Genomic DNA, 22,965 nt, shown 5'->3' on the forward strand with positions numbered 1-22,965 from the left:
TCATTTAAAAATACCACCTATTTTTATTGCGAACTATCAGAATATAATTTATACTAATAAATAGATGGATAGGCGACTATCTTTTATTTTTGTAAGTAAAAATGAATGATCATTCATTCAAAGCAAGGATAGGGGGAGAAAATATGAAACGAACGATCAAGCGTGCTGCCGTACTGGGCTCCGGTGTGATGGGATCTGGAATTGCTGCACACTTGGCAAACGTGGGAATTCCGACCATCATGCTTGATATCGTACCGCGTGAACTAACTAAAAAGGAAAAAGCGAAAGGTCTGACACTGGCAGATCGCGCTGTACGAAACCGGATGGCTGCTGATAGCAAAAAAGCTCTATTAAAGCAGAAACCATCACCGATTACATCCAAACAAAGCCTTGATTTAATTGAAGCAGGCAACATGGAAGATGATATTGAAAGATTAGCAGACGTCGACTGGATCATTGAAGTTGTCGTTGAGAACCTGGACATTAAGCAAAAAGTTTTTGCTAACGTTGATAACCATCGGAAAAAAGGAACTATCATCAGTTCCAATACATCCGGGATTTCTGTGGAGGACATGGCTGAGGGACGTTCAGAAGATTTCCGCAAACATTTTCTCGGCACACACTTTTTCAATCCGCCGCGCTACCTGAAGCTGCTGGAAGTCATCCCGACAAAAGATACCGACCCGGAAGTGCTGGCATTCGTGAAAACGTTTGGTGAAGACGTACTGGGCAAAGGTGTCGTCGAGGCAAAAGATACGCCGAATTTTATTGCCAATCGGATTGGCACGTACGGCTTGCTCGTAACAGTACAGCAAATGCTGAAAGGTGGATACAGTATCGGTGAAGTAGATTCCGTCACCGGACCGATGATTGGACGGCCGAAAAGTGCCACATTCCGTACATTGGATGTGGTTGGATTGGATACGTTCATTCATGTCGCCAACAATGTACATGATCAGGTCGAAGGCGCAGAAAAAGATGTATTTAAGGTACCTGAATTCATGCTGAAAATGCAGGAAAAAGGCTGGCTCGGGGCAAAGAGCGGCCAGGGATTTTTCTTAAAGAAAAAAGGAAAAGACGGAAGCATGATCTATGAATTAAATCCGGAAACATTGGTGTATGAAGACCGCAAAAAACTGAAAACGGATGCAACTGAAATGGCTAAGCAGGAAAAGGGCTCCAGACGTAAATTGAAAGCGCTTGTAAAAGTTAAAGGTGACAAGGCCGGTGATCTCGTGTGGTCCGTCCTAAAACCGGTACTCATTTATTCAGCAGAGCTTACCGGTGAAATTGCTGACGATATTGTATCAATTGATGAGGCGATGAAATGGGGATTCGGCTGGGAAATCGGACCGTTTGAAACGTGGGATGCAATTGGCCTCCGAAAATCTGTCGAGCGCATGCAGGCAGAAGGGGCTGAAGTACCTGACTGGGTTCTCAACATGCTTTCATCCGGAAAGGAATCATTCTATCAAACTAAAAACGGAAATGTATATTACTACGACAATGGCACATATAAGCAGCAGCAATTCAACCCGAAAGAAATCAATCTGAAGCGCTTAAAGGATGAAAAAGGGGTTATTAAAAAGAATACTGGGGCCAGTTTAATCGATTTGGGTGACGGTGTTGCCGGACTGGAATTCCATTCACAGGGAAATGCGATCGGCCTAGATATTATCAAAATGGTGAATGATGCACTTGAGGAAGTGGATGAAAACTATGAAGGGCTGGTTATCGGGAACCAAGGGAAAAATTTCTGTGTTGGTGCTCATCTCGGCATGATGCTGATGGCAGCACAGGATGAGGATTTCTTTGAACTGGATATGGTTATCCGCCAGTTTCAAAATATGGCGATGAACATTAAATATGCCGGAAAGCCGGTTGTCACCGCACCATTTAATATGACCGTCGGGGGCGGTGCTGAAGTATCCCTGCCGGCAGCATCCATCCAGGCATCAGCGGAAACATATATGGGATTGGTTGAATTTGGTGTCGGCCTGATTCCAGGCGGCGGCGGAACGAAAGAATTTTATTTGAAAGAACTGCGCAATCTGCCTAGTGGTGTTGATTTTGATCTGACGAAAGTTGCCAATGATGTGTTTGAAAAAGTGGCTATGGCCAAAGTATCAACATCAGCGGAAGAAGCTTTTGACAATGGATTTTTGGACAGTGGTGATGCCATCAGCGTAAATCCGGATCACCTGCTGCATGATGCCAAGCAAAAAGTGCTGGCACTTGTTAAAGAGGGCTATCAGGCACCAAAACGCGAAAAAATCCCTGTTGTCGGGGATGCAGGATATGCTGCCATGCTGCTTGGAGCAAAATCATTACAGTTCGGCGGTTATGCTTCAGAACATGATTTGAAAATCGCTGAAAAGCTGGCATATGTTTTATCAGGAGGCCGGATTAAAGAAGGAGCGCTAATTGATGAACAAGTGATGCTTGATCTGGAACGTGAGGCATTCCTGAGTTTGATTGGTGAACCATTAACACAACAGCGGATGCAGCACATGCTCTTAAAAGGAAAACCATTGCGTAACTAATGAGAAGAGGGGGAGAAAACGTGAAGGAAGCAGTAATTGTTGCGGGTGCAAGAACCCCTGTGGGAAAGGCGAACAAAGGGTCACTGGCCAATACAAGGCCGGATGATCTGGCAGCATTGACAATAAAGGAAACGTTGAAACGGGCAGATGATTATGACGGTAATATCGATGACGTCATTATTGGCTGTGCGATGCCGGAAGCAGAGCAGGGCATGAACATGGCGCGAAACATTGCCGGGCTTGCAGGACTTAACAAAGATGTACCCGGTATCACAATCAACCGCTACTGTTCATCAGGACTGCAAAGCATCGCGTATGCGGCAGAACGTATCATGATTGGGGCAAGTGATACGATCATCGCCGGTGGAGCAGAGTCCATGAGTCTGATCCCAATGGGCGGCCATGTGATCAAGCCAAATTCGAAACTTGTCCAGCATGCATCAGGCTATTATATGCAAATGGGGCATACGGCTGAAGAAGTCGCCAACAGGTTTGACATTTCACGTGATGATCAGGATGAATTTGCTGTTCGCAGTCATCAGCGTGCCGCAGAAGCACTTGAAGAAGGGAAGTTCAAAGATGAAATTGTCCCGGTCAAAGTGACAGAGCGGGTGATCGGGGAAAAAAATAAAGTTGAAGAGAAAACGTCCATGTTTGAGATCGATGAAGGTGTACGGCCGGAAACAACCAAAGACATTCTTGGTAAATTGAAGCCGGCATTTTCCGCCGCCGGATTGGTGACAGCAGGTAACGCGTCACAAATGAGTGATGGTGCCGGCTCTGTTCTGGTCATGGACCGTGAAAAAGCGGATTCAGAAGGACTGAAGCCGCTCGCCAAATTCCGTTCATTTGCTGTGGCAGGTGTGGAACCGGAAATTATGGGAGTAGGCCCGGTTGAAGCAGTTCCAAAGGCATTGAAAATCGCTGGATTGAAACTGTCTGATGTTGGCCTGATTGAACTGAACGAAGCATTCGCGTCACAGTCTGTCCGCGTCATTCAGGCGCTTGATCTGGATCCGGAAATTGTCAATGTTAACGGCGGTGCAATTGCCCTAGGCCATCCGCTTGGCATGACTGGAACGAAACTGACGCTGAGCCTCATTCATGAAATGAAGCGCCGCAATGTGCAGTATGGTGTCGTCACGATGTGTATCGGCGGTGGTATGGGTGCAGCAGGTGTGTTTGAACTGATGTAAATATAAGTGTACTTTGGATCGCTGATAAGCCTCAAAAAGTGAAAAACGTTAAAGTTCGATAGAGGATCGCTAAAGTTCACAACAACATGATAAAGTGCACAATGAAATTACTTAAGTTCAGCCTAACATGTGGCAGATTTGCGAAGCTGAAAAGTGCAAATCATCCGGATAAATTTAACAATTCCAAAATAGAAAGGAACGATTCACATGAGTGAAACAAAAGAAAAACTGTTTAAAGGTGGCGGATTTTTAACAGAAGATCTCACAGCCGACGATGTGGTAACTCCCGAAGATTTTACAGAAGAGCATAAGATGATCGCCAAGACTACCGAAGATTTTGTTGATGGCGAAGTTTTACCGAAAATTGATCATCTTGAAAACCATGAATTTGAGTATTCCGTCGATCTGCTCAAAAAAGCAGGAGAGCTGGGACTGCTTGGTGCTGATGTTCCGGAAGAATATGGCGGCCTTGGGCTTGATAAAATCAGCTCGTCATTAATTACTGAGAATTTCTCACATGCTGGTGGCTTTTCGATAACACATGGCGGACATGTCGGCATCGGCTCTTTGCCAATTGTATTTTTCGGGAGTGACCAACAGAAGGAGAAATATTTACCGAAGCTGGCAACGGGAGAAATGCTTGCTGCTTATGCGCTGACAGAGCCAAGCTCAGGTTCAGATGCTTTGAGTGCCAAAACAACGGCTAAATTGAATGAAGCTGGTACCCATTACATTTTAAATGGTGAAAAACAATGGATTACCAACTCAGCGTTTGCGGATGTGTTCATTGTATACGCTAAAATTGACGGAGAGCACTTCACGGCATTTATTGTCGAGCGTGACTTCCCGGGCGTATCGACTGGTCCGGAAGAAAAGAAAGTGGGAATTAAAAGTTCTTCAACCCGCACATTGATTTTGGAAGATGCAGAAGTACCCGTGGAAAATCTATTGGGCGAGAAAGGAAAAGGGCATAAAATCGCCTTCAATATACTGAATGTTGGGCGTTATAAATTAGCCATTGGGGGTGTCGGCGGCTCTAAACGCGGTATTGAAGTCGCAACGAAATATGTTAACGAACGTAAGCAATTCAATACACCCATCTCCAGTTTTTCACTGACACAGGAGAAACTGGCAACGATGGGGGCCAGAACATATGCAAACGAAAGTGCTGTTTACCGTACAGTTGGTCTCTTTGAACAGCGGATGGGCTCATTGACAGATGAACAATTGAAGAATGGCAAGGAAGTGGCAAAAGCGATTGCCGAGTATCAGATTGAATGTTCCATGAATAAATACTCTGCAACAGAGTGCTTGGATTATGTTGTTGATGAAGCAGTTCAGCTTCACGGCGGCTATGGTTTCATGGAGGAATATGAAGTGGCCAGAATGTACCGTGATTCACGCATCAATCGCATTTTTGAAGGTACAAATGAAATCAACCGTTTGCTTGTGCCGGGCACGCTGTTGAAAAAAGCCATGAAAGGTGAATTGCCGCTTCTGCAGCAGGCACAAAACCTGCAGGAAGAACTCATGATGATGATGCCGGAAGAAGTCGGAGAGGGTAAGTTGGAGCAGGAAAAATATCTGCTTAAAAATGCCAAGAAAATGATATTGCTTGGTGCAGGTCTGGCTGCTCAAAAATATCAGCAAAAACTGGAAAACGAGCAGGAAATTTCGGTGAATCTGGCGGATATGGTGAATGAAGTTTACAATATGGAATCAGCTATTCTGCGTACGGCAAAAGCGATCAACCAAGACGGGGAGAATAAACACAAGCAAAAACTTCTTTACACACAAGTATATGTGCAGGAAGCCTTCAACCGCATTGAAGCAGATGCAAAAGAATCGCTCATCGCCGTTGAGGAAGGCGATAAACTAAGAATGATGCTGTCATCATTGCGTAAGCTGACTCGCCATACACCGACAAATGTAATTGCTAAAAAACGCGAGATCGCCGCGAAAATCATTGAGGAAGAAAAATATGTTGTCTGATTAAGACAGGCAGAAAGCATCCCCGGGCTTGTTTAAAGGTAGGTCCGGGGGATTTTTGCCATTTTATCGACGGCGATCCGGAACATCCCGAAGTTACAAGGGAATGTTCGATGTTCATGATAAATACCCCGAACTTAAACCATATATTCGGTTCGTCCACCTGAGCTAATCTTTCAATTCTGGGACATTGTCCATAATATCTTTCATCGCAAACGATACACACGTCATATTCGGAGAGGAGATCGGTTCATCGTCGTAGAAGACGTTGCTAATGTCATACTGATGGCCGATTAGGATATATTGCTCTAGCATGCCAGTGTTCGGTTCTACAATCCAATATTCAGGGATTTTGTAACGTGCATATATATCCAGTTTGTCGATCTTATCCCGCTTCAATGTTGACGGCGAAAGAATCTCGATAACCAGATCAGGAGCCCCTTCAATTCCCCGTTTGCGCATAAGATGTTTCCTTTCCCGATGAATCAGGACAATATCCGGCTGTCGGACTTCATCGGTTGATAGAATCAGATCAACCGGTGCATATAAAATAATATAGTCACCTTCACAACTTTGTGACAATCTTTTCTGCAGTTCAAAACTGATCATTTGATGATTAACTAAAGGCGCAGGACTCATCAATTCCAGCTTCCCTCCGGCTAATTCATACCGGTTGCCGTCATCGATAGCGGCATAGTCATCATACGTGAGCCCGGTCTCTTTTAAAAGGTCATGAGTTGGTTTGCGGCTTTTATCATAGCGCATACTGGCCACCTCCATGATTTGAATCTCTGTTTTCATTGTAAGGCAGCTTTATAAAGATTGGTAGTATTTTTTCTGAATTGGCTGAAGTTCCCCATTCTGACTCAAATGTTCACAATTACATCGACTTCCGATTGTGAAACTTCGAAGCACACGACAAATCCCCCCTAAAACTCATAAAGTTCGGTCGCCCCTCATCAGTATATTTGCTATAATGAATATAGACTATTAAAAGTAAGGAGAGAAGAACATGGCGTTAACGTTTTACTGGTACCCGAATTGCGGAACTTGCCAAAAAGCAAAGAAGTGGCTGGATGAACATGAAATCGATTATACGAGTATACATATAGTGGACGAGCCGCCAACAAAAGAACAGCTGCTTTCCTTTATTTCCAAAAGTGATTTGCCTGCAAAGAAGTTTTTCAATACAAGCGGAAAAAAGTATCGTGAGCAGAATATAAAAGATAAAATGAAGGATGCCAGCCCAGAAGAAATGGCAGAAATGCTGGCTTCTGATGGCATGCTGATCAAGCGTCCGATTATAACGGATGGTAAAAAAGTAACCGTGGGATTCAAGGAAGAAACGTTCACTGAAACTTGGCTTCAAAAATAAAATACTAGCAAAAAGAACAATGGCCTAGTATAGTTAAGATAACATCTGCAATGATTGAATGGAGGGACTTTAAATGAGCTTACCGAAAGATTTGTATTATACAGAAGAGCATGAATGGGTAAAGAAGGAAGAAGGAAAAGTACGGATTGGCATCACTGATTTTGCACAGGATGAACTTGGTGATATTGTATTTGTGGAGCTGCCAGAAGTTGGTGATCAAGTCGAAGCGGATGAGCCGTTTGGAAGTGTCGAATCCGTAAAGACCGTTTCAGAATTATATGCTCCTGTCAGCGGGAAAGTGGTTGAAATCAACAAGGAGCTTGAAGACAGTCCGGAATTTGTCAATGAGTCACCATATGACAAAGCATGGATGGTTGTTGTCGAGCCGTCAAATCCATCAGATGTTGATCAATTGTTATCGGCAGAACAATACGAGGAAGCTATTAATCAAGATGAATAACAAATAATGGAAAAAGCTGACTGGCTCTTCAGGAGAAAAGTCGGCTTTTTTTATATGGATGATTGATTGAAAACATCATATAATAATGTCTATACCTTTTACATGGCTGTTTCTCTAAGGAGTGCAATATAAATGACACATAACGCAGAAAAAGTTATCATTGTAGAAGGATTAACCGATAAAAAACAAATTAAAAAAGTGATCACAGATGATGATGCTGAAATTGTCTGTACAAATGGAACACTTGGGGTGGAGAAGTTTGATGAACTTCTTGACAGGTATGACCTGGACAATCGGGATGTCTATATTTTTGTTGACGAGGACAGTCCCGGCATCAAGCTGCGTCACCAGCTGTCACGTGAACTCCCGCATGCGGAGCATATTTATGTGAGCAGTGAATTTCGTGAAGTGGCAACAACGCCTGAGAATATATTGGCTGCTGAGTTAGCCGGAAAAGGAATAGCGGTTAATCCGATTTTTCTAATTTAGGGTGATATTTTGCAGCAAATAAATGATGAAGTGTTGAAAGAAGATTGTTATCTATTATATATTTATACACCATTATGCGGTACCTGTGCTCTGGCGCGGACAATGCTCGATAAAATTGAGTCGGTCCATCAGCAGGATATCTTCTATGAAATGAATGCATCACTTAACTCTGACTTTTTACAGGAAACAAAAATAGAAAGTGTCCCTTGCCTTTTGATTAAGGAAGGTGGCGAAATCAGGGAAAAAGTGTATGCCTTTAAGTCAATTCCAAATATATACAGTTATTTAATGGAATACAAACCGGATCTGTTTGTCAAAAGTTAGGACGTTGACAACCTAAACGAAACGTGTTACTATCTTTATTATCGATTTAAAATGAATACGAATCATCTCTTATCCAGAGCGGTGGAGGGGCTGGCCCTGTGAAACCGCGGCAACCTCAAACGAAATGTGTTTGAAAGGTGCCAATTCCTGCAGAGCGGATGCTTTGGCAGATAAGAGAACGTAAAGACAGTATATATACGTCTTTCTGTTCTCTTGCAGAAAGGCGTTTTTCTAGTTTATCCCGCATGTAACGAGCGGTAAGAATATTGACTATGCTGGCTGATTATATACAAATGGGATTAATTGCCAGTTCGATCATAACGCGACGTCCTGGCGTTGTAAGTGTCCGATAAGTTCAATTAACATGCAGCGGGATGACCCCTTGCTGAATGAAGTTTCACTTTAAGGGATATTTGCTGATTCTCAATATCCGGACCCCAGTCTCTGCAAAAGAAAGATTCAATGGCTGTACATCCGTAAAAATGGGGCATTATAGCAAGTGAATGAAGGAGGATAACGTTGATATCAATTAAGGGTTTAAGCAAAATATTTACAACAGCGAATAACCAGATAACAGCAGTAGATGATTTAACCCTTGATATTCAGGAAGGTGACATATTTGGCGTGATAGGTTACAGCGGTGCCGGAAAAAGCACGTTTGTAAGACTGTTAAACAGGCTGGAGGAACCATCCGGCGGAAGCGTTGTTATCGATGATCAGGAGATAACTTCTCTAACTGCGAATCAGCTGCGAGTCACCCGCCAGGAAATCGGGATGATTTTTCAGCATTTTAATCTGCTGTGGTCTCGGACAGTGAAAGATAATATTGCCTTTCCATTAGAGATCGCAGGTGTACCGAAACGTGAACGGGATAAACGCGTGCTCGAACTAATCAAGCTTGTCGGGTTAGCCGGACGTGAAAATGCCTATCCGTCACAGTTAAGCGGCGGTCAAAAGCAGCGGGTCGGGATTGCCAGAGCACTTGCAAACAAGCCCAAAGTTTTGCTGTGTGATGAGGCGACATCAGCACTTGATCCGGAAACGACGAATGCGATTCTCGATTTGCTTGTTGATATTAATGAACGGTTAGGTCTGACGATTATTTTGATTACCCATGAAATGCACGTCATCCGTAAAATTTGCAGACAGGTTGCAGTCATGGAAGAGGGAAAAATCGTCGAGCAAGGTGATGTTCTGGATGTGTTTTTACGTCCCAAACAGCAAGTCACCAAAAAGTTTGTGGAACAGGTAATGGGAACAAACGATGAAGATAACGGTGTTGAGCAATTGATCAGCACGTACGCCAATGGGAAAATTATGCGGTTGCACTTTGTCGGCGAGACGGCAAACCAGGCACTTATTAGTCATATAGCGAAGACATTTCAGATTGATATCAATATTTTACAGGGAAAAATTTCTCAAATGCAGCATGGCGCATATGGCACACTATTTGTTCAAATTGATGGGCAAGCAGATGAAATCAATCGGGCGGTAACCTATATAGCGGATGAAACCTCGGTAGAAGTGGAGGTGGTCCGTGATGTGGAATAGTCTGCTTCCGAACATTGAGATGCAGGATTTGTGGGTGGCGACTTACGAAACGTTTTATATGACGATTCTTGCTTTAATTGGCACATTTATTTTTGGCATTTTGCTTGGTTTGCTCCTCTACCTGACAATGAAAGGGGGGATCTGGCAAAACAAGGTACTGAATTTTATCGTAGCATCGATTGTCAACATTTTCCGGGCTATCCCTTTCATTATCTTGATTTTGCTATTGTTCCCGTTTACGGATTTTCTGATTGGCACGATCCGTGGCCCGAATGCGGCATTGCCTGCTTTAATCATCGGATCGGCACCATTTTACGGACGACTCGTTGAGATTGCCTTAAAGGAAGTTGATAAAGGTGTCATAGAAGCAGCAAAGGCAATGGGCGCGAAAACACGGACCATTATTTTACGGGTATTGCTTCCGGAATCGATGCCAGCACTTATATCGGGTCTGACAGTGACTGCCATTGCATTAATCGGTTATACGGCCATGGCTGGTGTAATTGGTGCTGGCGGACTTGGAAATTATGCATACTTCTTCGGGTTCCAGCGCCGTGAATTTGATGTCGTATTTATTTGTACCGTATTTATTGTACTCATTGTATTTTTATTCCAATTCATTGGCGATTTTATTTCGAACAAATTGGATAAACGATAAGGAGAGGATTCATATGAGGAAATTATTCATGTTTTTAGCAGCATTATCGGTTCTTTTATTGGCAGCATGCGGAACTTCCGGTGAAGGGGATACCGACGAAATCAAAGTTGGTGCTTCCAGTACCCCGCATGCGATCATTCTGGAAGAAGCTAAACCGCTTCTTGAGGAAGAAGGTATTACATTAACGGTTGAGGAGTTTGAGGATTACGTACTGCCGAATGATGCACTGGAGAGTGGTGAAATTGACGCGAACTATTTTCAGCATATCCCGTATTTAGAACAGCAAATTGAAGAAGTTGGCTATGACTTCACACATATTGGCGGCATTCATATCGAACCGATGGGTATCTACTCCAAGGATTTCAACAGTCTTGATGAAGTCCCAGAAGGTACGGAAGTATTGATGAGCCGATCCGTTGCTGATCATGGCCGTGTTCTTTCATTACTTGAGCGTGAAGGCCTGATTCAATTGGATGAGAATGTTGATAAGGTTGACGCGACTCCGGAAGATATCGTGGAAAACCCGAAAAATTTAACATTCTCTTATGATTATGATGCAGCCTATTTGCCTGAATTGTACGAGACAGAAGAAAACACACTTGTTGCCATCAACACAAACTACGCTATAGGAGCAGATTTAAATCCGATGGAGGATGCACTCATTCTGGAAGGCGAGGAGTCTCCATACGTAAATGTGGTGGCTGTAAACAAGGGTGATGAGGACAACGAAGCATTGAATAAGCTGGTAGATGTACTGCACTCTGAAGAAATCCAGGACTTCATTTTGGAAGAATTTGATGGTGCCGTTGTTCCAGTGGATGGTGCACCTGAGTAATTTATTTTCAGCGAATTTTAGCGCATTTAGAACATTCGGCTATCAATGTAACGAAAATAGGCTTCAATTCTGACAAACAGTATATACAGTCCCCAAAAAATGGCTAAAGTGCCGCATAAAAATAATATTGATTCTATTCCTAGAAATAAAGCATTAAAATTGTCTCTCATTTAATTGGAAGCAATTTTTTTATGCCATTCGTGGTATGTGTATATCTCGTGTTTATAATGCTCGGCAGTTATCATGATCGGCCCGATTCGCAATACATCGATCTGCATTTGTGCATGACATTATGGACTTATATTGTTCTTGATACAGCAAGGCATTCTGATATCGTTATGAATAAAATCCAGTAATAGATCATTCGCAATAGTTTATCCAGGCGTGTTTGTCTGAATGAAGTGATACATGAAAATAATATCATAAATCGTAACCATTACTATTTACAAATCGTAATGGCTACGATAAACTTATTTATAAATCGTAATGATTACGATTTATAAATGCTTAACCACATTATAATTTGGAGGGAAAAAGATGAAATTTTTCAAGTACTGTTTTGCATTCTTATTTGTTGTATTATTTACCATCGGCTGTTCATCGTCTGATCGAGATACATCAGAAAACGAGGGTAGTGATGGAGATTCAATAATTACTGTGTATACAACGATATACCCATTTCAATTTACGGTAGAACACATCGGCGGTGAAACGGTTGATGCAGAAACAATTTATCCGCCTGGGGTAGATGCCCATACATATGAGCCTACATCTAAAGAAATGTCTGAAATTGCTGATGGAGATTCATTTATTTATTTAGGATCAAATATGAAGGTTTTGCAGAAAGTGCAGCTGATGCACTTTCATCTGAAGATGTTCAGTTATTAGAAATTGGCAAGCATGAGGATCTTTTTGCCAAAGCCAGTCACTCGCACCGTCATGAACATGGGGATGAACATGATCACGAGCATGACTCAGGCGAGTATGGGGATGAGCACTATTCAGATGAGCATGATTCAGGCGAGCATGGAGATGAACATGACCATCACCACCATTATGGCGATAAGGATCCGCATATTTGGTTAGATCCATTAAGGATAATTGAAGTGGCTGACATTATAAAAGAACATTTAATTGAATTACGTCCTGAACATGAGAATTTATATCAAGATAACTTTGAGGAACTTAAAGAGAATTTAGCTGCTCTGGATGAAACGTTTAAAGAAACATTGAAAGAGAATGAAAATAAGGAAGTTATTGTTTCACATGCAGCTTATGGGTATTGGGAAAAACGGTATGACATTAATCAAAGACCTATAAGTGGGCTTTCACCGAGTGAGGAACCGTCTCAAAACAATTGACTGAGATTGTTGATGTTGCAGAAGAGTATAATCTGAAATCGTTATTTTTGAGTAAAACGTATCTAACAAGGTTGCCAAGACAATTCAGAAAGAAATTAATGCTGAAACACTTCAAATTCATAATTTGTCTGTATTAACCGAAGAAGATATTGAAAATGATGCGGATTACTTTTCTTTAATGGAATCTAATTTAGACGTTCTTGAAAAAGTTGTTCAGTAATTAATTTATTTTGCCGGGGAACCGGGGGTTAACTTATGGTCATTCTTTTTTATGCTAAAACACTGTTTGTATTAACATACGAACCTGACGATGAGTCATTTTAAAGAAAATGACAGTAATTCGTTCTATGTTTTAATGAGATGTTGCTGAACCGATTAGAGTATTTTATGTATGCTTTCTTCCGCTTTGAAAAGGTCATATGCTTTTTGTTTCGATAATCGTTGATATGATATCCTTGGTATTGTAATAAACGAAAGGATGGTTCACTATTCATAGTGGAATAAAAATGCACTATACGCTTGAGATGGAGAAGGCGATGCAGCAATCGCACAAAATGGGTTATGTAGAGTACAAACGGAAACTGAATAACCGCATAGCCGTGGAAAAAAGGCGACAGCAAGAATACGAGCAGTGCAAACGGATGGTAGCAAAAATTGATAGTAACATTAAAACATGATAAATAAAAATCCGGTACCTCTTCTGGAGGAAGGGGACCGGATTTTTTATGATGATGTGACACCATTAAATTCATCCGAATAAAAGGATTATCTGTCCCTGAAATAGAATACATACTTAGATAATTAATTTGGTAAAAAAAGAATCGTGATCTTACAGGGAGGTACTTGACATGAAATTATTGAGCTACAAAATAAAAGGAAGTCCTGGACCATTAAGGATGGGCTTTATGCTTGGCGAAAAGATAGTCGATTTGCAGGAAACGTGGCGAAAATTACAACAAGCCGCGGATAATATTGATTCCGCAAATGCTGCGGAAACCCTTTTCCCTGCTGATCCAACACAATTTTTCGCAGCAGGCGATCGAGTGATCGAACAGGCACAAGATGTCCTGGCATTTGCAAAAGCGAATGATGTGGAAGATATCAGCTTCCAGCGAGGGGAGGTCTATCTTGGTCCCCCAATCCCGTCTCCGTCCAAAATCATATGTGTCGGAAAAAATTATGCAGCGCATGCGGCAGAAATGCATAGCAATGTTCCAGAATATCCGGTGCTGTTCGCCAAATTTGCGAATGCGCTGATTGGCCCTGAAGCTCTGATTGAAAAATCGGAGAAAGCTAAAAATCTGGATTATGAAGCTGAGCTTACAGCAGTCATCGGAAAAGAAGCATCACATGTAAAACGGGAGAAAGCACTTGATTATATTGCCGGTTATACCATTGGCAATGACATTTCAGCTCGTGATCTGCAAAAGCGGACACCGCAATGGCTGCAGGGAAAAACCCTGGATCGCACGACACCCATCGGCCCGTGGGTTGTGACCGCTGATGAAATGGGGGATCCAGGCCATTTAGCAATACGTTCAACTGTCAATGGAGAAGAACGGCAATCCGCAACGACTGAACAGCTCATTTTTACTATCCCTTTTCTGATTGAATTCATTTCAGAGCTAATCACCTTAAATCCGGGAGACATCATCATGACGGGTACACCTGAGGGAGTCGGCATGGGAATGAAGCCGCCTCAGTATTTAAAGGATGGGGATATCACAGCATTGGAGATTGAAAACATCGGCCGGCTCGAAAATAGAGTAAAAGCAGTTTAGTATTTACCGGATAATGATCGTCAAAAAAGGATATGCATATGAATATACGGACCATCATCTGGTTCGTATTTTTTAATGTCAGCGAAAAAATTTTCACTAAAGTTATTGCATTAATATAAAATATAATGCATAATAATACAACAATATTTTATTTTTATACATGTAATACAGATGCTGCACACTAGATTGGAGTGATGATATGAAGGAAAAAACAGGCTATCTTCTGCTGAGCACGGGTGATGTCCTGGAGGGGAAGTGGCTTGGATCAGAGCAGGCAACGGAGGGTGAACTTGTTTTTAATACATCTATGACAGGTTATCAGGAAGTCATGACCGACCCCTCTTATGCAGGCCAGATTATCACCATGACTTATCCGCTGATCGGCAATTACGGTTTTAACCATGTGGATAATGAAAGTATCAAGCCATTTTTAAATGGGTTGGTTATCGCACATCCCAGTCACCATCCAGATCATTATCAATTGCGCGATACATTGGAAGAAATGGCTATAAAGCATGGAATTCCCGTATTATACGATATTGATACACGGGCAGTGACCCGCATTATACGCAAAAATGGGGAAGTTTACGGCAAAATAACATCAGATAAGCAAGATTTTCCAACCAAATTGGCAGTTGCCCGGGACATTGTGAATAACGTTTCAGTTCAACGTATCACGCCACTCAAGGCAAACAGTAATTATGCCGGTTCATCTAACTGTCATGTTGTCTTATGGGATTTCGGTTATAAACAGTCGATTACGAGAACATTGAAATCACTTGGCTGTGATGTGACAGTCGTTCCTTACGATACGCCTTCGGGAACTATAAAGGAGCTTCATCCTGATGCCGTTATCCTCAGTAACGGACCAGGTGACCCGGAAAGTCTATCCCATTTGGCGGGGAATATAAAAACGATAGCCGAATGCTATCCCGTTTTAGGGATCTGTCTCGGTCATCAGCTGATAGCATCAGCATACGGGGCTGCGACAAAACGTCTCCCATACGGTCACCGTGGCAGTAATCACCCAGTCAGAAATACGGCACAGGGTAAGGTCATGATAACGTCTCAAAACCACGGATATGTGGTTGATGATGAAACGATTGATAAAACAATCTGGGACATTTCATATATCAATATAAATGATGCATCGATTGAAGGACTTAAGCACAGACAAAAGCCGGTTGTGACTGTGCAATTCCATCCGGAGGCACACCCTGGACCAAGTGATGCGCACACCATTTTTGAAGAATTTTTCAGCACGATACTAAAAAGGGAGGCACAGTATGCCTAAACTGCAGTACATCCGGAAAGTTCTTGTGATCGGGTCAGGTCCGATCATTATTGGGCAGGCGGCTGAATTTGATTATTCGGGAACACAGGCTTGCCTCGCATTAAAAGAAGAAGGGGTTGAGGTGATCCTCGTCAACAATAATCCGGCAACCATCATGACTGATCATACAACTGCCGATCGCGTATATTTCGAGCCATTGACACTGGAATCGCTCACCTCCATTATCCAAAAGGAACGACCTGAAGGGATATTGCCGACACTTGGCGGACAAACGGGTTTGAATCTGGCAGTGTCATTGTCCGAAGCGGGTGTGTTGGAACAGTATGATGTAGAACTGCTGGGAACCCCGCTGAATACGATCCAAAAAGGAGAAGATCGTGATATTTTCAAATCGATGATGAAAACGATCGGTCAACCTGTTCCGGAAAGTTTATCTGTAACTTCGGTGGAAGAGGCGGTCGCTTTTTCCGAGAAGGCAGGATTTCCGGTTATCGTCAGGCCGGCATATACATTAGGCGGTGCCGGTGGCGGGATAGCCGAAAATGAACAGGAACTGATATCCGCGATAAAGCATGGACTTGACGTGAGTCCGGTTGCCCAAGTGCTTGTTGAACAAAGCATCAAAGGCTGGAAAGAAATTGAATATGAAGTCATTAGGGATGCCAATGATACATGTATCATCGTTTGTAATATGGAAAATATTGATCCGGCCGGCATCCATACGGGGGACAGTATTGTCGTCGCGCCTTCACAGACATTGAATGACCGGCAGTATCAAATGCTCCGCACTGTTTCCTGTAACGTGATACGGGAGCTCGGTGTGGTTGGCGGGTGCAATATCCAATTTGCTCTGAATCCGGAGAGTGATGAGTATGTCATTATCGAGGTCAATCCACGGGTCAGCCGTTCCAGTGCACTTGCCTCAAAAGCGACTGGTTATCCGATTGCCAGAATTGCCGCCAAAATAGCCGTGGGCTACTATTTGGATGAATTGGTCAATCCGATAACAGGCAATACGTATGCAAGTTTTGAACCGGCACTTGACTATATTGCTGTCAAAGTACCGCGTTGGCCATTAGACAAATTCAGGAATGTTGACAGAACACTGGGAACTCAAATGAAGGCTACGGGCGAAGTGATGGCACTTGCACGTAATTTTCCGGCTGCATTGAATAAAGCGATTCAGTCACTGGACTTGGGCATGGATCATCTTCCTTGGCTGAAGGATTGGACGAATGAAGCCATTGAAAAGGCTCTTATTAAAGCAACAGATGAGCGGCTATTTGTGACAGCAGAAGCTATCAGGCGTGGTTATTCACTTGATGGCATACATGAATTGACAGGAATCAACCGGTTTTTCTTGAATGAAATAGCCGCCATGACGGATGTGGAGAAACAATTGACAGGAAAAAAACTTGATGTCATCAGCCAGGACGAATGGAAAAAGGCGAAAACAATGGGCTTTTCCGACAAGACACTGGCCTCTATTCTACAAAAGGACGTCCGTGCGGTACGGGAACAGTATAGCGATTTGGGAATAGCTCCTTCCTATAAGACGGTTGACACATGTGCGGCAGAATTTTCGGTGGAAACGGGCTATTTTTACAGTACGTGGAATGAAGTAAATGAAACAATGCCGCTTGAGGGTCAAAAGATTGTCGTCCTGGGGGCAGGCCCAATCAGGATTGGTCAAGGCGTTGAGTTTGACTACTGTTCCGTTCATGCGGCGATGTCATTGCAGTATCAGGGTGTCAAAGCCATTGTCATCAACAATAATCCGGAAACCGTCAGCACAGATTTTAATACAGCCGATCACCTTTACTTTGAACCGTTGACAGCGGAGGATGTATTAGCTGTTATGCAAAATGAAAAAGCAGACGGTGTAATGGTGCAATTCGGCGGGCAGACAGCGATCAATCTTGCAGAGGAATTAAGCCGGTCTGATGTTCATGTGTATGGCACTTCAATTTCAGCAATCAACGCTGCTGAAGATCGTGATGCGTTTTATCAGCTGCTGCAAAAGCTGGAGATTCCACATATTCCCGGCAAAATGGTGACAGATCTATATGAAGCCGTCAGTACAGCTGCTGAAATAGGTTATCCGGTTTTGGTGCGCCCTTCCTATGTTATAGGCGGAAGCGGGATGGTCGTTCTGCATGATGAATCAGAACTGACAACCTATTTAAACGGACTGAAATCAGAAGCGCCTGTATCAGCTGTTTTCCCGCTGCTGATCGACCGCTTTATTCCAGGCCATGAGTTTGAGGTTGATGCTGTCTGTGACGGCAAAGACATACTGATTCCCGGTGTGTTTCAGCATATTGAAAAGGCGGGCGTCCATTCGGGTGACAGTATCGCGGTTTTTCCGGCCCCGGATATCGCCGGCTGGCAAAAGCAGCTGATTGAAACATACACAACATCAATCTCATCGGCATTGAATCTGAAAGGCATGGTCAATATCCAGTTTGTCCTCAGTGAAGACAGAGAGGAATTATATGTACTGGAGGTTAATCCGCGTGCATCACGGACAGTTCCGATTGCCAGCAAGGTCACCGGTGTTCCGCTGATTGACCTGGCTGTTCGGGTGCAAATGGGGGCGTCGTTGAAAGGACAGTCATGGAAACTTGGTCTGCATGATGACATTCCGTATTATGCTGTCAAAATGCCCATCTTTTCATCTGCAAAACTTCCGGGAGCCGATCCGTATTTGGGGCCGGAGATGCAATCAACCGGGGAAACTATCGGATTGGGAACGACTGTCAGTCAGGCATTGGCAAAAGCGTGCGGCTGGACTGAAGGCAGTCTATTGGATATGACAACTCAAAAGTCAGTTTATCTATCATTTGGGCCATCAGTTGCCGGGCTGCCACACAAACTGCTGTCCTTGCTTTCAGACTTGCCCGTCCCGATTACAGCAGATTCGGAAACAGCTGCTGCACTTGGCAAAGCAGGTGTTGATGTTGATTGTGAAATGGGTATTTCGGAAGCTCGTACAGCTTGCTCGGAAAATGGCTTTGAACTCGTTTGTGATACTCAAAAATCGTTTCTGGCGGATGATCACACACGGCTGAGGATGGATGCGCTCGCGATGAATATGACGTGTCTCACATCGGCCGAAACACTCTTGGCCTATTTGGAGGCGTCCCTACAGGCAAAGGAAGCACCTGTTCCAATAAATGAATATTTGCATACGAAGCGGGGATTGAATCGAAGAAAGGAGCATGTGATGTGATGAAAACTGAAACGTATCTTACCGGTCACCATCTGAAAGGGAAAGACTTTTTAAAACTTGGCGATTTTACTGAAACCGAACTGTTTTATTTGCTGCAGCTGGCTCAACAGATGAAAAAGCATTACAAATCGGGGAAACAAGAACAGCCTCTCAAAGGAAAAACGCTTGGTATGCTGTTTGAAAAGGCATCAACGAGAACACGCGTTTCCTTTGAAGCAGGTATTTTTCAGCTGGGGGGTACGGGTATTTTCCTAAATGCAGATCATATGCAATTAGGGAGAGGCGAGACGACAGCGGATACAGCAAAAGTCTTGTCAGGATATGTTGATGCGGTCATGATCCGTTCGTTTTCGCAGAATGTGCTGGAAGAATTCGCTGAAAATGCTATGATTCCGGTTATTAATGGGCTGACAGATATGTACCATCCTTGTCAGGTGCTCGCTGATCTGCTGACAATCCAGGAAATAAAAGGCGGATTGCAAGGTGTGAAAGTTGCTTATGTCGGTGATGGCAACAATATGGCACATTCACTGCTGATTGGAGCGGCCATGACCGGCATGCATATCAGCATTGCTGCACCAGGTCATTACCAGCCTAACAGTTCCATAGTCAAAGAGGCTCAACAAATCGCAAGCCATTCAGGAAGCAGCGTGGAAATGACGCCAGATCCTCATGCTGCTGTCCGGAAGGCTGATGTGATTTATACTGATGTCTGGGCGAGTATGGGGCAGGAAGCGGAACAATCCGCAAGAATACAAGCGTTCTCCGGTTTTCAGGTAAACGCTGAACTTTTATCATTAGCGAATCCCGATGCCATTTTCATGCACTGTTTGCCGGCTCACAGGGGTGAAGAAGTGACTGCTGATGTCATGGATGGAAGTCAATCGGTTGTGTTTCAGCAAGCAGAAAACAGGTTGCATGCCCAGAAAGCGCTGATGACAGTACTGATGGGCCAAAAATAATCCAGCTGATTTCTCAGCGTCAGAAAAGTAATTATCATGGTTGACCTTATAAGAAAAAATTCCGGCACTCGATCTAGAACGAGGCTCCATGTCGAGTTTTTCCATCGTTGAACATAAAATCATTTATAGGGAGAGGATAATATGAGTAAAGAAAAAATTGTACTCGCATATTCAGGAGGGCTGGATACATCTGTTGCCGTCAAATGGCTGCAGGATAAATATGGTTATGATGTGATTGCTGCAGCAATTGATGTCGGTGAAGGCAAGGACCTGGAATTTGTTAAGAAAAAAGCGCTTGACGTCGGTGCAATAAAGTCATATGTAGTCGATGCCAAATCATTGTTCGCCAATGAATATGTCTTACCGGCATTGCAGGCCCATTTATTATATGAAGGAAAGTATCCGCTGATTTCTGCCCTGTCGAGACCACTCATCGCCAAACTGCTTGTTGATATTGCAGAGAAGGAAGGTGCATCAGCTGTCGCCCATGGATGTACCGGAAAAGGCAATGATCAGGTCCGGTTTGATGTTGCGTTTTCCGGATTGAACCCGAATCTCGATGTTGTGGCCCCCGTAAGAGAATGGTCGATGTCACGGGAAGAAGAAATTGCATTTGCAAAAGAGCATCATATCCCGATTCCGGTTGATGTGGACAGTCCGTACAGCATTGATGAAAATTTATGGGGACGCAGTAATGAATGCGGCATTTTAGAGGACCCTTGGACTGAACCGCCGAAAGATGCCTATGATCTGACAGTGGATCCGACCGATGCCCCTGATGAACCGGAAGTTATTGAAATCACGTTTCATCAGGGTAAGCCGGTTGCACTGGATGGAAAAAAGCTGCCACTGGATGAACTGATTTTATCGTTAAACAAAATAGCGGGCAAGCATGGCGTCGGACGGATTGATCATGTCGAAAACCGTCTTGTCGGTATTAAATCGAGGGAAATTTATGAAGCACCAGCAGCAACTGTCCTGCTGGCGGCTCATCAGGAGCTGGAGTCACTGACATTAACTCGCGAAACTTCTCGGTTTAAGCCGTCCGTCGAACAGAAATTTTCGCAAATGGTTTATGATGGTCTGTGGTATTCACCGTTAACAGATGCACTTAAGGCTTTCATGAACGAAACCCAGCAGTATGTATCCGGAAACGTCAAAATGAAATTGTTCAAAGGTCATACGCACACGGTTGGCCGTAAGTCGCAGCATTCCCTTTACGACTTGAACCTGGCAACTTATAACAACGATGATGCATTTGATCATGAAGCAGCCCAGGGTTTCATAAAGCTCTGGGGTCTGCCGACGAAAGTGCATTCATCCGTCAACGAATCTCATGAAAAAATGCAGCCAGAGATAAAAAAAGACATTGCAGAAAAGGAAGTATCCAGCTAATGAAGCTATGGGGCGGGAGATTTACAAAACCGACGAACCAATTAGTGGATGAGTATACGGCATCGATTCATTTTGATGAGAAACTGGCGAAATATGATATCCAGGGAAGTCTGGCACATGTCAAAATGCTCAAAAAATGCGGCATCATACCGGAAGATGACGCAAATATGATTGCTGACGGCTTGCAATCTGTTGCTTCTAAAATTGAAAATGGTGAAACGGTCTTGCGTGAAGAACATGAAGATATTCATATGAATGTCGAAAAGCTGCTGACGGACGAAATCGGCCCGGTTGGCGGGAAACTGCATACAGGAAGAAGTCGCAATGATCAGGTGGCACTGGATATGCGGCTGTACTTGCGGGAGACCATTGCAGAACTGACTCAATTATTGACAGAAGTCCAGAGAGCGCTTTATAAACAGGCTGAAACCAATATGGACACGATACTGCCGGGCTATACCCATTTGCAGCGGGCACAGCCTGTATTGTTGTCCCATCATATGCTGGCCTATGCGTTTATGTTCCAGCGTGATGTGGATCGGCTCGCCGATAGCTGGAAACGCGTCAATCAAATGCCGCTTGGAGCCGGGGCACTGGCGGGAACAACTTTCCCGATCGATCGTGAATACGTTGCTCGGGAGCTTTCCTTTGATGGCCTTTGTGAAAACAGCCTGGATGCTGTCAGTGATCGTGACTTTGTTCTAGAGTTTTTATCGAATGCCTCTATGATTGCTATGCATTTATCTAGGCTGTGTGAGGAACTGGTGCAGTGGTCCAGTGCCGAGTTTGACTTTATTGAACTGGATGACGCTTTTTGTACAGGGAGCAGCATGATGCCGCAGAAGAAAAACCCGGATGTGGCAGAACTAGTACGAGGAAAGACAGGAAGGATTTATGGTCACCTGACAGGAATGCTGACAACGCTAAAAGGTTTGCCGCTTGCCTATAACAAGGATATGCAGGAAGATAAAGAAGGTATGTTCGATACTGCCGAAACATTACGAGGAGCTCTCGCCTTATTCGCACCAATGATCGAAACAATGCATGTCAAAAAAAACTCGATGTATCAGGCGGTCAGCCAGGATTATTCCAATGCTACCGATTTGGCGGATTATCTGACTGACAAAGGAATGACATTCAGGGAATCACATGAGGCAGTCGGAAATATTGTGCTTTATTGTATTGATCATGATAAATATTTGCTGGATTTAACGCTGGCAGAATATCAGTCTTTTTCAAAATTAGTCGAATCGGATATATTTGAGGCATTAAGTCCCGAAGCAGTGGTGAATGCACGTGAGGCCCCCGGTGGAACTTCCAAAGAAAGCGTTACGGAACAATTGAAAAAAATAGCTGCATTGCTGAAAGAAAACGATGAATGGTGCAAGGTGAAAACCAAAAATATATAACGTTGTACAGTGTCCGGTTAGAGAAAACCGGGCATTTTTTTGTTTACGGATCATATTTAACGCACTTTACCTGATATATTATAATGAAGGAAAAGACTTTTTTTGTATGAT

Annotated in this window: 20 protein-coding genes and 1 riboswitch; of the genes, 19 read left to right on the forward strand and 1 reads right to left on the reverse strand. The window is 43.5% G+C overall.

Features of this window, described 5'->3' with window-relative positions; genetic code table 11:
* The first annotated feature begins 143 nt into the window (after window positions 1-143).
* The 3 genes from BM195_RS05215 (at window position 144) to BM195_RS05225 (ending at window position 5,731) form a co-directional block, all read left to right on the forward strand.
* Window positions 144-2,543 (forward strand): 3-hydroxyacyl-CoA dehydrogenase/enoyl-CoA hydratase family protein, encoded by a 2,400-nt coding sequence (locus tag BM195_RS05215; RefSeq protein ID WP_090234626.1) that lies wholly within the window; start codon window positions 144-146, stop codon window positions 2,541-2,543.
* Window positions 2,544-2,563: 20 nt separating this feature from the next.
* Complete coding sequence (locus BM195_RS05220; protein ID WP_090234628.1) at window positions 2,564-3,739, forward strand: acetyl-CoA C-acetyltransferase; 1,176 nt, start codon at window positions 2,564-2,566, stop codon at window positions 3,737-3,739.
* Window positions 3,740-3,946: 207 nt separating this feature from the next.
* Window positions 3,947-5,731: an acyl-CoA dehydrogenase family protein gene (locus tag BM195_RS05225; protein WP_090234630.1), complete on the forward strand. Its 1,785-nt coding sequence runs from the start codon at window positions 3,947-3,949 to the stop codon at window positions 5,729-5,731.
* A gap of 165 nt (window positions 5,732-5,896) precedes the next feature.
* Here BM195_RS05225 and BM195_RS05230 read toward each other — a convergent pair whose 3' ends face one another.
* Window positions 5,897-6,493 (reverse strand): Uma2 family endonuclease, encoded by a 597-nt coding sequence (locus BM195_RS05230; RefSeq protein WP_090234632.1) that lies wholly within the window; start codon window positions 6,491-6,493, stop codon window positions 5,897-5,899.
* A gap of 247 nt (window positions 6,494-6,740) precedes the next feature.
* On the opposite strand from BM195_RS05230, the gene BM195_RS05235 reads away from it, so the two are divergent.
* The 16 genes from BM195_RS05235 to argH all read left to right on the forward strand — a co-directional run bounded on the left by BM195_RS05235 (window position 6,741) and on the right by argH (window position 22,854).
* Window positions 6,741-7,103: an arsenate reductase family protein gene (locus BM195_RS05235; protein ID WP_090234634.1), complete on the forward strand. Its 363-nt coding sequence runs from the start codon at window positions 6,741-6,743 to the stop codon at window positions 7,101-7,103.
* A 73-nt stretch (window positions 7,104-7,176) separates the two neighbouring features.
* Entirely contained in the window at window positions 7,177-7,563 is a 387-nt protein-coding gene (gene gcvH, locus BM195_RS05240; protein WP_090234639.1) for a glycine cleavage system protein GcvH, read from the forward strand.
* A gap of 132 nt (window positions 7,564-7,695) precedes the next feature.
* Window positions 7,696-8,052 carry a toprim domain-containing protein gene (locus BM195_RS05245; RefSeq protein ID WP_090234642.1) on the forward strand — a complete coding sequence of 119 codons (357 nt, stop codon included), beginning with the start codon at window positions 7,696-7,698 and terminating at the stop codon, window positions 8,050-8,052.
* Between the two features lie 9 nt (window positions 8,053-8,061).
* Window positions 8,062-8,376, forward strand: coding sequence for a thioredoxin family protein (locus BM195_RS05250; RefSeq protein WP_090234645.1), 315 nt, complete (start codon window positions 8,062-8,064; stop codon window positions 8,374-8,376).
* Window positions 8,377-8,442: 66 nt separating this feature from the next.
* Window positions 8,443-8,553: riboswitch (SAM riboswitch) on the forward strand.
* A 342-nt stretch (window positions 8,554-8,895) separates the two neighbouring features.
* Complete coding sequence (locus BM195_RS05255) at window positions 8,896-9,927, forward strand: methionine ABC transporter ATP-binding protein (protein ID WP_090234649.1); 1,032 nt, start codon at window positions 8,896-8,898, stop codon at window positions 9,925-9,927.
* Window positions 9,917-10,585, forward strand: a complete 669-nt coding sequence (locus tag BM195_RS05260; RefSeq protein ID WP_090234651.1) for a methionine ABC transporter permease — start codon at window positions 9,917-9,919, stop codon at window positions 10,583-10,585. The genes BM195_RS05255 and BM195_RS05260 overlap by 11 nt, the downstream gene beginning before the upstream one ends.
* A 13-nt stretch (window positions 10,586-10,598) precedes the next feature.
* The gene (locus BM195_RS05265) at window positions 10,599-11,420 is read left to right on the forward strand and encodes a MetQ/NlpA family ABC transporter substrate-binding protein (RefSeq protein WP_090234654.1); all 822 of its coding nucleotides are present in this window, start codon (window positions 10,599-10,601) and stop codon (window positions 11,418-11,420) included.
* A gap of 537 nt (window positions 11,421-11,957) precedes the next feature.
* Complete coding sequence (locus BM195_RS18795) at window positions 11,958-12,308, forward strand: metal ABC transporter solute-binding protein, Zn/Mn family (RefSeq protein ID WP_280141236.1); 351 nt, start codon at window positions 11,958-11,960, stop codon at window positions 12,306-12,308.
* Complete coding sequence (locus BM195_RS05270) at window positions 12,242-12,781, forward strand: metal ABC transporter solute-binding protein, Zn/Mn family (RefSeq protein ID WP_280141239.1); 540 nt, start codon at window positions 12,242-12,244, stop codon at window positions 12,779-12,781. Before BM195_RS18795 ends, BM195_RS05270 begins: the two co-directional genes overlap by 67 nt.
* Window positions 12,782-13,287: 506 nt before the next feature.
* The gene (locus BM195_RS18245) at window positions 13,288-13,458 is read left to right on the forward strand and encodes a YuzK family famiily protein (protein ID WP_170848160.1); all 171 of its coding nucleotides are present in this window, start codon (window positions 13,288-13,290) and stop codon (window positions 13,456-13,458) included.
* Between the two features lie 171 nt (window positions 13,459-13,629).
* Window positions 13,630-14,562 carry a fumarylacetoacetate hydrolase family protein gene (locus BM195_RS05275; RefSeq protein WP_090234656.1) on the forward strand — a complete coding sequence of 311 codons (933 nt, stop codon included), beginning with the start codon at window positions 13,630-13,632 and terminating at the stop codon, window positions 14,560-14,562.
* A 199-nt stretch (window positions 14,563-14,761) separates the two neighbouring features.
* The gene (locus BM195_RS05280) at window positions 14,762-15,856 is read left to right on the forward strand and encodes a carbamoyl phosphate synthase small subunit (RefSeq protein ID WP_090234658.1); all 1,095 of its coding nucleotides are present in this window, start codon (window positions 14,762-14,764) and stop codon (window positions 15,854-15,856) included.
* Complete coding sequence (gene carB / locus BM195_RS05285; RefSeq protein WP_090234662.1) at window positions 15,849-19,088, forward strand: carbamoyl-phosphate synthase (glutamine-hydrolyzing) large subunit; 3,240 nt, start codon at window positions 15,849-15,851, stop codon at window positions 19,086-19,088. Before BM195_RS05280 ends, carB begins: the two co-directional genes overlap by 8 nt.
* Window positions 19,088-20,050 carry an ornithine carbamoyltransferase gene (gene argF, locus BM195_RS05290; RefSeq protein WP_090234665.1) on the forward strand — a complete coding sequence of 321 codons (963 nt, stop codon included), beginning with the start codon at window positions 19,088-19,090 and terminating at the stop codon, window positions 20,048-20,050. The genes carB and argF overlap by 1 nt, the downstream gene beginning before the upstream one ends.
* A 141-nt stretch (window positions 20,051-20,191) precedes the next feature.
* A complete protein-coding gene (locus BM195_RS05295; protein ID WP_090234669.1) occupies window positions 20,192-21,445 on the forward strand; it encodes an argininosuccinate synthase in 1,254 nt (417 codons plus the stop codon).
* On the forward strand, window positions 21,445-22,854 hold the full coding sequence (gene argH / locus BM195_RS05300) for an argininosuccinate lyase (RefSeq protein WP_090234673.1): 1,410 nt from the start codon (window positions 21,445-21,447) through the stop codon (window positions 22,852-22,854). Before BM195_RS05295 ends, argH begins: the two co-directional genes overlap by 1 nt.
* Window positions 22,855-22,965 lie beyond the last annotated feature (111 nt).

It is taken from the genome of Lentibacillus halodurans (genome assembly GCF_900112045.1).
In the GTDB taxonomy this organism is placed as follows: Bacteria; Bacillota; Bacilli; order Bacillales; family Amphibacillaceae; genus Lentibacillus; species Lentibacillus halodurans.